This window comes from Enhygromyxa salina, from assembly GCF_002994615.1.
GTDB lineage: Bacteria > Myxococcota_A > Polyangia > Nannocystales > Nannocystaceae > Plesiocystis > Plesiocystis salina_A.
On record NZ_PVNK01000263.1, the window covers coordinates 18,521 to 30,623 of the forward strand.

Genomic DNA, 12,103 nt, shown 5'->3' on the forward strand with positions numbered 1-12,103 from the left:
CGCGAGGCATTGCACCCCGGGCTGCTAGGGCTCGCAGTAGCCCTGGCTGCTAGGGCTCGCAGTAGCCCTGGTCGTTCTTCTCGCCCCCGTCTTTCCAGCACTGCAGCCACTCCTCGAGGAAGTCGTAGCGCGACTCGACGTGATCGTGCAGTTCCTCGACCTCGTCAAAGTACTTCTCGTTGGTCCACGGTTTGTTCTCATCTTCGAGCACGGAGTCCTCGATCTGCGCGCTCATCTCGTCGATCTGCGCGTGCATCTGTTCGGGCGTGTAGGCTTGATACAGCACGTCTTCGATCTCGGCGAGGTAGTGCTCGAACCACATGTCATCCGCGATGGCCGCGTCGTACCAGGGCCGGCCGTGGCTCGTCTCCCGCTGCCAGACCACGGGGTCGGGGTTGAGCGGGAAGGGCCCGTCGGGATCGTCGTTGAAGCGCTCGAAGGTGTTGTCCATGTCCCAGGGCAGGAGCCAGAATTTTCCGTCGATCGGGTGGTCGTAGAGGTAAAAGTTGAGCCCGCCCGCCCACTTTCCGTCGGCGTTGGGGATCACCGCGTCGGCCGCATAAACGCGCAGCGCCTGCTCGAACTTGAAGTAGGTGTAGACCTCCTCCGTCGATTTCGCGTCCTTGAGCGCTTCGAGGCGCTCGTCGTTGGCGGTGTCCTTGTTGGTCTTGAGCTCCCAGCCGTGGCGCTTCCACAGGTCGCCGGTCGGGTCGTCGAACACCCGCTCGACGAAGACCTCGTCGATCTTCTCGACGTTGGTGAAGATGCCGTAGTACTCGCCGTTGATGTTCAGGCGCGCGTTGTTGGCACAGGGCGCGGCGATGCCGACGTCGCGCATGACCGCGAGGGACAGGCGATCACGGAGCAGGTGATGGTTGGAGGTGTGGGCGTCGAAGAGGATGCGCTTGAGCCCCAGGAAGTGGCCATTCTCCGGGTCATTTTGGTGAAAGCCGATCTGAAACTGCATCTTGTCGCCAGGCAGCGGATCCCAGTTGCTCGCGTTGCCGCGCAGGCGGATCTCGGCGTCGGTGATGACGATGTCGCCGTAGCGAAATTCCTCGAGCGGGTGATACTCCTTCGGGTTCAACCCCATGTCGTAGAGTTTGTCGCCGTTGTCCCACTGCCACTGAAGTAGATCCCACACGACAGGGTGGATGGTCAGCTCGAAGGTTGGCAGCAGATCCTGAGCGTAGATCGCGTGGCAGCCGTCCTCGTCGACCGGCGGGATCTGCTCGTTGGGATCGACCTCTTCGCCGGGGAGGTCGGGGACCGGGTCGTCGGTGGTGTCGGTGGTGTCGGCGGTATCGGCGGTGTCGGCGGTATCGGCGGTGTCGGCGGTGTCGGTGGCGTCGGCGGTGTCGGCGGTGTCGGTGGTGTCGGTGGACGCAGCGCTGTCAGTCGAGCCTCCGGTGTCGCTCGGGTCGGAGTCGCCGCTGCTCTCGACGCCGTCGCCGATCGCGCCGCTGGTGACGCTCAAAGAGCCGTCGCCGATGTACACCGGGCCTTCTTCCGAGTCGGGGACACCACCGTAGCAGGCCACCACGCAGCACAGGGCCAGCGACGCAAAGGCCAGATTGTTTGATTGTGGTTGGGGGTTGGCCATATGTCAGTCATCCATTGAGCGCGCCTGCCACGATCGGACTCACGGTAGATTGACTCCTCCCGGGAGCTGCACGCTAACGAGCTCCTCGACCCGGGTGTCAGCCGGTCGCTCCTCCCGAATCTTGCCCACACCCTCTGCGTACCAGAAGTAGACGATCTCGCCGACCTTGCCGCCGGCCGAGCGCACCCGCATGACCTTCACGCAGTCGAAGGTCCCGGCCGGAACCTCGACGGGCTCGTTGACCGCCATGACCGTGTAGACGTGACCGCGGGGCTCGGTCTCTTCGTTGTCGCCCTCGCCGTCGGTCTCGGTCCGCTCGTAGAGGAACTCCTCCTCGTCACCGACCTCGGCGTCGAGCCACTCATCGTTGGCGCGGAGGAAGCCCGGATCGTAGTCGACGATCGACATCGTCGCGCTCATCGTCTGGATCTCCTTGTGGACGCGCGCCGTCAGCTCCTCGTCGCGGATGATCACGCTCTCGGTCCACTCGCCGTCCCCGTTGGGGTTGTCGCTCAGCATCCAGGCCGGCTCGTCGTCCCATTCGATCTCGCTCGCCGTGACGATCTCGTCACCGAGGAATTGGCCCTGGGTCGTCAGCTTGGCGTAGGTCCAGGTCGCGCCGTCGGCGAGGGGGTAGATCACCCCCTCGAAATCGCCGAGCTCGAGCTCGCCCTGGCCCTCGCCCCCCGAGTCGGTGTCCGGCTCGGCGCCGGTGTCCGGCTCGGCGCCGGTGTCCGACTCGTCGCCGGTGTCGGGCTCAACGCCAGTGTCCGACTCGTCGCCGTCCTCGTCCGCGCTCGAGGTCGCGTCGTCGTCTATTGTGGTTACCGCGCCCGTGCTCTCGTCGGCGCCGGGCGGCGGCGAGGGCTGATTGCAGGCCAAGGTGCCCGCGAGGGTGATCATGAAGAAACCGTTGATTGTTTGAGGGTAGCTGCACATAGTCGTATGGATGTTGAAACCTGACCGGTGGCAACGTAGCTTGCAGGTCGGGTGCTCGCAAGCGCGCTCCTTGCATGCCAGCCTCGCATCGGCGGTCGCGCCCCGCCCGTCGGCGCGCGGGCCGAACACTGAATTCACACAATGCGCTGAGCGCAATCATGCGTGGTTTCATGTACGGCCATTCGCGCCCTTGGCTCCTAGGTTTGTGGCGCAGTCGGCGATTGTTCGCGCAAAATTTGAGCTTGAGTGCCATATTTTTTGATACTACCAATAGGTACGATGACGATTCTTCGTGCTAGTAAGGGGCCCGCTCTACCTGTGGCGACCTTATTGCTCGTGCTCGGCTGCAAGCCCGACGCCGAGCAGATAATGTTCGATCCCGAGACGGAGAACGAACCGGACGAGCCGGAGTCGGAGGTCGAGTGCGATATTCCCGAAATCTTCGTCCAGCGTTGCGATGGTGAAACCTGCCATGGTAACGGCGTGACCCCGGCGTCTGGCCTCGATCTGGTCTCGCCGGGCGTCGAAGATCGAGTCTCGGGTGCGTTGGGCACAAACTGCAACGGAGTCCTCGCCGATCCCGCCAACCCCCGGGCGAGCTTGCTCTACACGAAGCTCAGCGTGCCCGTGTGCGGCGTGCTCATGCCGATGAATGGTGAGGCCCTGAGCGAAGATGAGCTGACGTGTATGGAGTATTGGATCTCCGGTCTGGTGCCCCCGGCTGAAGAGTGCGTGGACTGCGTGTGCGAGCCGGGCGCGGTCGAGGACTGCTACACCGGGCCCGAGGGCACGGCCAACGTCGGCATCTGCAAGAGCGGAACCCACACATGTCAAACGAACGGGTTCGGCTGGACCGAGTGCGAGGGCGAGACCCGCGGGCTCGGCGAGAACTGCTTCACCGCCGACATCGACGAGGACTGCGACGGTGAGACCCCCGCGTGCACCGAGATCTGGGCCCGTCGCTTCGGCGACCCCGACGACGACGCGATGCGCTCGGTGGTCGTCGACAACGCCAACGGCGACATCTACAGCTTCGGTGATTTCGAGGGGACCGTCAGCTTCGGCGCCGAGCCCTTGACCGCGGAGCCGTCAGAGCCGCTCAAGCAAGATCTCGTTGTGACCAAGCACGACCTCTACGGAAATCCGATCTGGAGCCGCAGGTTTGGAGACAGCAGCACCCAGATCGCGCTGAAAATGGTGATGGACGGCGAGGGCAACCTCATCTGTCTCGCTCGCATGTACGGCACAATTGACGTCGGCGGCGGCAAGCTTCACGCGTCCGGCGGGAATGACATCCTCGTCTTCAAGCTCGACGGCGAGGGAAATCACATCTGGAGCCAGATCTTCGGCGGCAACGAGCCCGACCGGGCCGCGCGGATGGCCCTGGACGCGCAAAACAACATCATCCTCACCGGCACCTTCACGGGGACGACAGACTTCGGCGTGGACGAGTTCGTCTCGTTGGGCCAGCGTGACGCCTTCGTCGCCAAGCTCAATCGCGACACTGGCGCGCCCACCTTCGCCATGCAGATCGGCGGAGAAGGCGATGACTACGGCTTCGGCGTCGACATTGATCAAAACGGCGACGTCGTCATCGCCGGTCGCTTCGGCGCGTCGCTCGAGGTCGGCGATCAGATGCTGACCCACGTCGGCGAGCTCGACATCTACGTCGCTCGGCTCGACGGTGCCGGCCAGGTCCTCTGGGCCAAGTCCTTCGGCGGCTCGGGGGTCGACGAGGTCCACGATCTGCGCCTCCAGCAAAACGGAGACATCGTGCTGCTCGGTGCGATCTCCGACAGCGTCGACTTTGGCGGCGGCTTCCTGACCAGCGCCGGCGTGCGCGACATCTTCTTGGCCTCGCTCGATGGCCAGGGCAATCACCTGTGGAGCGCCAGCTACGGCGACGCCCTCGACCAGTTCGAGACCGACGGGACCGAGAGCTGGCTGACCCTTGCCCTCGGTCCGAACGGCGACATCCACGTCGGCGGCTCGCTCTACGGGGTCGTCAATTTTGGCGGCGACAGCCCGCTGGTCGCCATGAACGACAAGCCCGACGCCTTCCACGCCCAGTTTAGCGCCAGCGGCGACTACATCGGCGGCTGGAGCTTTGGCGGTACGGGCTCGGACTTCGGGCTCGACATCGCCGTGGCCGACTCGGGCCACGTGGTCCAAGTCGGGCGCAGCCGCGGCAAGCACGTTGACTTTGGCGCGCCCGGGCTGCTCGAGAACGTCGGTCGCAGCGACGGCTTCATCGTCAAGTTGCCGCCGCTGTGATCCTCAAACCACCAGAGGCCATGACCATGTCGGTATCACGAATTACCCTACTCACCTTCGCGGTGCTGCCCGTGCTCGCCTGCAACGTGGAGCCAGAGACGGAGCAGGAGGACGGAGTGTCGGGGGAATGCGTGGCGTCTCTGGACCCGGGGCCCGCGCCGATCCGCCGCCTGACCCGGGTCGAGTACAACAACACGGTCTACCAGCTGTTTGGCGACAACAGCCAGCCCGCCAACGCCTTTCCGCCCGATGAGGAGGCCGGGGGCTTCGACAACCAGGCCGATGTGCTCGTGGTCAGCCCGCTGCTCGCCGAGAACTACCTGAGCGCCGCCGAGAACCTCGCCGCGACCCACACGCCGACCCTGATGCAGCAATTGCCCAACTGTCAGGGCGGCGGGGTCGACGAGGCCGCCTGCGCGGTCGATGCGGAGGCTTTTGTTCGCAACTTTGGCAAGCTCGCCTTTCGTCGCCCGCTGACCGAAGACGAGGTCCAGACCTACGTCAACCTGTTCGCGAAGGGCACGGCCCTCGACCAGGCGCCCTACTCGCCGAGCATGGGGGTCCAGCTTGTCGTCGCGGCCTTGTTGCAGTCGACCAACTTTCTCTATCGCGTCGAGTTCGGCATGGCCGACCCCAGCGGGGGCGAGGTCGTCGAGCTGAGCTCCTACGAGATCGCCTCGCGCTTGTCCTATCTGCTGTGGAACACCATGCCCGACGCGGTCTTGTTCGCGGCCGCCGACGCCGACCTGCTCCGCGATCCCGTCGAGATCGAGGCCCAGGCCCGACGGATGCTCGACACGCCGCGAGCCCGCGAGGCGGTCAGGAACTTCCACCGCCAGTGGCTGCACCTCGACGAGATCGAGCCGGTGATCTTGGCCAGCGGAAAGGACTCCGACATTTACCCCGAGTTCTATGATGGCCTGCCCTATCTGTGGCGGTCCGAGACCGAGGCCTTCATCGATCACCTGGTGTTCGAGGAAGACGCCAACGTCGAGGCCCTGTTCACGGCGCCCTACACGATGATGAACGCGGAGCTCGCCAAGTTCTACGGCATCGACGGCCCGGCGGGCGTCGAGTTCACCCGCGTCGAGCTCGACCCCAGCAAGTACGCGGGCTTCATGACCCAGCCGGGGCTCATGGCCTTGTTCGCCAAGCCCGATCGATCCTCGCCGATCCACCGCGGCAAGTTCGTGCGTGAAACGATCCTCTGTCAGGTCCCGCCGCCGCCGCCGGACAACGTGCCCGAGCCGCCCGCGGTCGACGAGAGCCAGACGACCCGGGAGCAGTTCGCCGAGCACGCCGAGAACCCGGTCTGCGCAGGTTGCCACGCGCTCATGGATCCGATCGGCTTTGGCTTCGAGCACTTCGACGGCCTCGGTCGCTACCGCGCGACCGAGTGGGGGCTGCCCGTCGACGCGGCCGGCGAGCTCAAGGGCACCGACGTCGATGGCGCGTTCAACGGCGCCGTCGAGCTGGCCCATTTGCTCGCGAGCAGCGATCAAGTCAAGGACTGCGTGGCGAGCCAGTGGTTTCGATTTGGCTATGGCCGGTTCGAGACCGAGGAGGACGCCTGCACCGTCGACGAGATCCACGCGGCGTTTGCCGCCTCCAACTACGACATCAAGGAGCTGATCGTCGCGCTCACGCTGACCGACGCGTTCCGCTACCGCCACGCGGTCCGGGAGGACTCACCATGACCCTCATTCGCCGTAAGCCCATGAAACGACGCACGGTCCTGCGGGGCCTCGGGGGCCTCGCCATTAGTCTTCCGCTGCTCGACGCCATGCGCGGGTCTTCGGCCCGCGCCGGGGCGCCCGTGTACCCCAAGCGATTCATCGTCATGTACACGCCCAATGGCACGATCGCGAAGAACTTCTGGCCGACCAATGTGAAATCGGAGACCGACTTTCAGCTCGCGCCGATCCTCGCCCCGCTCGCCGCGCACAAGGACGATCTGCTGATTGTCGGCGGGGTCGACATGCTCTCGGCGATGGCGCCCAACGAGGGCGGCAGCAACCCCGGCGACGCTCACCAAAAGGGCACCGGTCAGTGCTTGACCGCCACCGAGCTGCTACCTGGCAACTTCCTCGGTGGCGGCGGGCAGTCCGCGGGTTGGGCCGGAGGCATCTCCGTCGACCAGGAGATCGCCAAGCACATCGGCCAGGACACGCTCTATCGCTCGCTCGAGCTCGGCGTCGCCGTGATGGGCGCCAACGTCGGGGGCCGGATCGCGTACCGCGGCCCGGGCCAGCCCCTCCCGCCAGAGAACAGCCCCTACGCCGCCTACCAGCGCTTGTTTGGCGACTCGCTCGGCGATCCCGTCGAGATCGCGCAGCGGGTCGCGCGGCGCGAGTCGGTCCTCGACGTGGTCGCTGACGACTACAAGAAGCTGCGTGACCGGCTCGGCAGCGAAGACCGGGAGAAGCTCCACAATCACCTCTTGGGCATCGACGCGATCCGGGATCGACTCGACAAGGCCGTGGTCCAATTCGACGGCGCCTGCCAGCCGCTGGATCTCGGCCAGGTGATCGACGTCAACAAGGTCGAGAACATGCCGGTCATCGGCGGCCTCCAGATGGACCTGTTGGCCATGGCGCTCGCCTGCGACCTCACCCGTGTCGCGACCTTCATGTGGACCAACTCGACATCCGGCGCCGTGTACTCTTTCGTGGATCCCGAGATCAAGGACGGTCACCACGGCCTCGCCCACAAGGGCGATGAGGACACGAAGAAGGTCCACCACAACACGCTGGTCAACACCTGGTTCGCGAGCCAGCTCGCGTCATTGATCGATCGACTCAAGGCGATCCCCGAAGGAGACGGGACGGTCTTCGACAACACCGTGATCGTGTGGACCAACGAGCAGGCGCGGGGCAACAACCATGACCGCCACGACCTGCCCTACGTGATCGCTGGCAGCGCTGGGGGCTTCTTCAAGACCGGTCGCTACGTGGAGTTTGGCGGCGACACCTCGCACACGCACTTGTTGATCACGCTGCTCCACTCCATGGGCGTCGAGGTCGAGGAGTTTGGCAACCCGGTCTACGGTACGGGACCGCTGACCGGGCTGACCTGAGGAGCGCGCTCGACTGTGGCCTGCTCGTCGAAGCGGGGTCACCCCCCGCAAAGAGCCGAGCGCAAAAAGGCCGGAGGATGTCCGAGTTCGGGGTATCGCCGTACGAAAAGTACCTGCGACGCCCAGCCGAGCGACATGGCAGGGCGGCACCAAGAGCCTTCTGCATCCCAGATGGAGAGGCGACGCCCCGAACTCGGATATTCTCCGGCCCTGCGCGGACCCCAACGGCCACGACACAGCCTCATCAACGACTCCAAAGAGATCGCCGCGCTAGCAGCCCGCGCGCGCCCGCGCAGCGCGGCGCGCGATCAACAGCGCCATCTCCAGCGACTGCTCATAGTTGAGCCGCGGATCCACCCGCGAGAGATACGCCCGGCCCAGATCCGCCGGCTCGAGCCCCCGGGCCCCGCCGACGCACTCGGTCACGTTCTCCCCGGTCAGCTCGAAGTGCACGCCGCCCAGCGTCGAGCCCATCTTCGCGTGAATATCAAAGGCCTGCTCGAGCTCGCTCAGGATATTGTCAAAGTGCCGAGTCTTGATCCCATCCTCGGTGGTCTCGGTGTTGCCGTGCATCGGATCGGACACCCAGGTCACGGTCTTGCCGGTCTTGCGCACGGTCTCGATCAGCGGCGGCAGCAGCTCGGCGATGTTCTCGGCGCCCATGCGGTGGATCAGCGCGATCCGCCCGGGCTCGTCGTCGGGGCACAGGAGGTCGAGCAGCTCGGTCAGCCACTGCGCGGTCATGCCCGGCCCGACCTTGACGCCGATCGGGTTGCGGATCCCCCGGCAGTACTCCACGTGGGCGCCATCGGCCGCGGCGGTCCGCATGCCGATCCACGGCAGGTGGGTCGAGAGGTTGTACCAGCCGCGGCGGTTGGGCACCTTCCGGGTCTGGGCCATCTCGTAGTTGAGGGCCAGGGCTTCGTGCGAGGTGTAGAAGTCGACGCGCTGGAGGCTGGGCATGGCCCCGCCCGCGACGACCCTGAGAAAATCGATCGCGTCGCGGATCGAGTTGACGATCTGCTCGTAGTCCTCGCCCCGCGCGGCCTGCTTGGCAAAGTCCAGATCCCAGTTCTCGGGGTGGTGGAGATCGGCGAACCCGCCGTCGGCCAGGGCGCGGATGAAGTTCAAGGTCACGGCCGCGCGCTCGTAGCCGCGCAGCATCAGGTTCGGGTTCGGGATCCGATCGTCGCTCGTGAACCCGTGACGGTTGACGAGGTCGCCGCGGTACGCGGGCAGGGTCTCGCCGTCGCGGGTCTCGCTGTCGCGCGAGCGCGGCTTGGCGTACTGCCCGGCCATCCGCGCCACACGAATGACGGGCTTGCGCGCGCCGTGGACCAGCACGAGGCTCATCTGCAGCAAGATCTTGAGCTTGGCCGTGATCGCGTCCGAGCGGCAATCATCGAAGGACTCGGCGCAGTCGCCACCTTGGAGCAAGAAGGCCTCGCCTCGGCCGGCGCGAGCGAGCTTGGACTTGAGCGCCTCGACCTCCCACGAGGTCACGAGCGGCGGCAGCTGAGCGATCTCGGCCAGCACGCGCTCGAGCTCGTCGGGGTCGGGGTAGACGGCCTGCTGGGTCGCTTGCTTGTTGCGCCAGGAATTTGGGGTCCAGTCGGTCACGGCGCGCGGAGCATAGCGCCCGGCCTCTGGGCTGAGAAGCGAGGTCCGAGCTCGAGCTCGGGTGCGCTCGGCCCGGGCCCGGGGAGCGGTCGTGGGTTGGACGAGCGCGCGCCCTCAGCCTTCGCCGACGATCTTGACCTCGGTCTCGAGCCGCACGCCATGTACGCGCTCGACCTCCGCGCGCACGAACTCGATGAGCTCGAGCATGTCGGCGGCCGTGCACGGCGGCGCAACTTCGCGATCGACGACCAGCCAGTTGGCGTGCTTGGGTGAGACCACGGCCCCGCCGCGGCGCGCACCCTTGAGCCCGGCCACGTCGATCAGGCGCCCGGCGTGCTCGCCTGTGGGGTTTTTGAAGGTGCTGCCGTTGTTGGGCACCTTCTTGGGCTCGCGCTCGTGCCTGCGCTTGCGCAGGGCCGCGACCTCGGCGTCGATCTCGGCCCGCGGGCGGGGCCTGAGGCGCAGGCGCGCGCCGACGACGATCTCGTGCTTGGGCAGATCCGAGTCGCGGTAGCGAAACCCGCACGCGGCGTGGTCGCGGACGAGCTCGGCGCCGCCCAGATCGAGGCTGCGAACCTCGGCGACGACGTCGGTGAACTCGCCGAGGTAGGTGCCCGCGTTCATGATCAGCCCGCCGCCGACGCTGCCCGGGACGCCGCCGAGGAACTCGACGCCGCCGAGCTCCCAGGCGGTGGTCTGGCGGAGCAAGCGGCCGGTCGACGCGCCTGCCTCGACCTCGACGAGCTCGGGCGAGCGGTCGGGGTCGGGGCGCCAGACCCGGTTGATGCGACCGAGGTTGAGCACGACCCCGCGCAGGCCGCCGTCGCGGACCAACAAGTTGGTCCCGCTGCCGACGAAGTGGACCGGGACCGCGAGGGCCTGGCAGCGGGCGAGGAGCGCGGCCAGGGTCGGGACGTCGGCCGGGCGCGCCCAGATGTCGGCGGGCCCGCCGAGGCGCAAGGTCGTGTGTCGGGCCATGGCCTCGTCGAGGCGCAGCTCGAGCTTGTCGGGCTCGAGCTCGATCGCCGCGAGGTTCGTGGCTCCGGTGACGCCCGCGAGGCGCTCGAGCAGGGCTTGACCGTGGCTCACCGGGCGCTCCTCAGGTTGCGGGCGTGGCCATGGCTTCGACGAGCGCGTGGCTGACCTTGGTGATGCTGCCGGCGCCGAGCGTGAGGGTCAGATCTCCGGGCCGGACCTGGGCGCGGAGCAGGGCCGTGGTCGCGGGCACCGGATCGCCGCCCGCCTCGACGAGCAGGACCTCGCGTGCGGGCTTGCGGGCGCGGCACAGGGCCGCGAGGTGCTCGCTGTCGATGCCCTCGATCGGGGCCTCGCCGGCCGCGTAGATCGGCGTGAGCACGACCAGATCAGCCTCGTCGAGGGACGCCGCGAATTGCTCGAGGTGGTTGCGCACGCGGGTGTAGCGGTGGGGCTGAAAGGCCGCGACGATCCGCCGGCCGGGGTAGGCGTCGCGCGCGGCCGACAAGGTCGCGCGGAGCTCGGTCGGGTGGTGGCCATAGTCGTCGACCACGGTCACGCCCTCGACCTCGCCGCGGAGGGTGAAGCGGCGCTGGACACCCGAGAACTCGCGCAGGGCCTTGCGACAGACCGCCGCCGAGACGCCTTGCTCGTCGCACAGCGCGATCGTGGCCAGGGCGTTGAGCACGTTGTGGCGCCCGGGCATCGCGAGCTCGAAGCGGCCGCGCCGCTCGCCGTGGGCGAGGACCGAGAAGTGGCTGCGCCCGTCGGCCATGCTGACGTCGACGGCGCGGTAGTCGGCGTCGGCCTGGTCGATCGCGTAGCTCACGGTCCGCTTGCTCAGGCGCGGCTGGATCTTTCGAATGTTGGCATCGTCGACGCAGATCACCGCCATGCCGTAGAAGGGCACGCGGTTGGCGAAGCCGACGAAGGCGTCGAGCAGGTGGTCGAGATCGCCGTAGTGGTCGAGGTGCTCGACGTCGATGTTGGTGATGATCGCGTGGGTCCCCGACAGGACCAGGAAGCTGCCGTCGCTCTCGTCGGCCTCGGCGACAAAGACCTCGCCGTAGCCGAGCCGGGCGTTGGACGCGAAGCTGTTGACCTTGCCGCCGATGACCACGGTCGGGTCGAGGCCGGCCTCGTGGAGGACCGCGGCGACCATGCTCGTGGTCGTGGTCTTGCCGTGGGACCCGGCGACGAGCAGGCCCTGCTTGAGGCGCATGAGCTCGCCGAGCATCTCGGCCCGGGGAATGACCGGGATCTTGCGCGCGCGCGCGGCGATGACCTCGGGGTTGTGGGCCGGGATCGCGCTCGAGGTCACGACCACGTCGGCGTCGCCGAGGTGGGCCTGGTCGTGGCCGCGGTGGATCGTGGCGCCGAGCCCGACGAGGCGGCGCGTGGTCTCGCTGTCGGCGAGATCGGTGCCGGTCACACGGTAGCCGAGGTTGACGAGGACCTCGGCGATGCCGCTCATGCCGATGCCGCCGATGCCGACGAAGTGAATGTGGGTGTGGCGCTTGCGGAACATGCCGGGTCGAAGGGCGGCCACAGCGAGGGCCGGATCGGCGGACTCTACATGCTCGTAACGAACGCGAAAAGAGACGTCGAGTGGACTC

General features: G+C 66.9%; 8 protein-coding genes. 3 read left to right on the plus strand and 5 right to left on the minus strand.

Annotation, left to right across the window (positions count from 1 at the left end; genetic code table 11):
- Window positions 1-49: 49 nt before the first annotated feature.
- Window positions 50-1,603 carry a CotH kinase family protein gene (locus ENSA5_RS30085; RefSeq protein WP_146156258.1) on the minus strand — a complete coding sequence of 518 codons (1,554 nt, stop codon included), beginning with the start codon at window positions 1,601-1,603 and terminating at the stop codon, window positions 50-52.
- 39 nt (window positions 1,604-1,642) lie between these two features.
- The gene (locus tag ENSA5_RS30090) at window positions 1,643-2,506 is read right to left on the minus strand and encodes a TapB family protein (RefSeq protein ID WP_146156259.1); all 864 of its coding nucleotides are present in this window, start codon (window positions 2,504-2,506) and stop codon (window positions 1,643-1,645) included.
- A gap of 372 nt (window positions 2,507-2,878) precedes the next feature.
- On the opposite strand from ENSA5_RS30090, the gene ENSA5_RS30095 reads away from it, so the two are divergent.
- The 3 genes from ENSA5_RS30095 to ENSA5_RS30105 all read left to right on the plus strand — a co-directional run bounded on the left by ENSA5_RS30095 (window position 2,879) and on the right by ENSA5_RS30105 (window position 7,892).
- Window positions 2,879-4,816 carry a nucleotide-binding protein gene (locus ENSA5_RS30095; RefSeq protein ID WP_181198305.1) on the plus strand — a complete coding sequence of 646 codons (1,938 nt, stop codon included), beginning with the start codon at window positions 2,879-2,881 and terminating at the stop codon, window positions 4,814-4,816.
- 131 nt (window positions 4,817-4,947) lie between these two features.
- On the plus strand, window positions 4,948-6,513 hold the full coding sequence (locus ENSA5_RS30100) for a DUF1592 domain-containing protein (protein WP_258183059.1): 1,566 nt from the start codon (window positions 4,948-4,950) through the stop codon (window positions 6,511-6,513).
- Between the two features lie 20 nt (window positions 6,514-6,533).
- A complete protein-coding gene (locus tag ENSA5_RS30105) occupies window positions 6,534-7,892 on the plus strand; it encodes a DUF1552 domain-containing protein (RefSeq protein WP_258183060.1) in 1,359 nt (452 codons plus the stop codon).
- Window positions 7,893-8,162: 270 nt separating this feature from the next.
- Here the strand turns inward: ENSA5_RS30105 and ENSA5_RS30110 are convergent, their stop codons facing one another.
- The 3 genes from ENSA5_RS30110 to murC form a co-directional block, all read right to left on the minus strand.
- Window positions 8,163-9,512: a class II 3-deoxy-7-phosphoheptulonate synthase gene (locus ENSA5_RS30110; RefSeq protein WP_106395163.1), complete on the minus strand. Its 1,350-nt coding sequence runs from the start codon at window positions 9,510-9,512 to the stop codon at window positions 8,163-8,165.
- A gap of 114 nt (window positions 9,513-9,626) precedes the next feature.
- On the minus strand, window positions 9,627-10,601 hold the full coding sequence (murB, locus tag ENSA5_RS30115; RefSeq protein ID WP_258183061.1) for a UDP-N-acetylmuramate dehydrogenase: 975 nt from the start codon (window positions 10,599-10,601) through the stop codon (window positions 9,627-9,629).
- Window positions 10,602-10,611: 10 nt separating this feature from the next.
- On the minus strand, window positions 10,612-12,015 hold the full coding sequence (gene murC / locus ENSA5_RS30120) for a UDP-N-acetylmuramate--L-alanine ligase (RefSeq protein WP_106395164.1): 1,404 nt from the start codon (window positions 12,013-12,015) through the stop codon (window positions 10,612-10,614).
- Between the last annotated feature and the right edge of the window lie 88 nt (window positions 12,016-12,103).

Excerpts from the sequence above, each read along its gene's own strand:
- murC (WP_106395164.1), bottom strand. The coding sequence starts at position 12,015 with ATGTTCCGCAAGCGCCACACCCACATTCACTTCGTCGGCATCGGCGGC.
- ENSA5_RS30085 (WP_146156258.1), bottom strand. The coding sequence starts at position 1,603 with ATGGCCAACCCCCAACCACAATCAAACAATCTGGCCTTTGCGTCGCTG.
- ENSA5_RS30090 (WP_146156259.1), bottom strand. The coding sequence starts at position 2,506 with ATGATCACCCTCGCGGGCACCTTGGCCTGCAATCAGCCCTCGCCGCCG.
- ENSA5_RS30105 (WP_258183060.1), top strand. The coding sequence starts at position 6,534 with ATGAAACGACGCACGGTCCTGCGGGGCCTCGGGGGCCTCGCCATTAGT.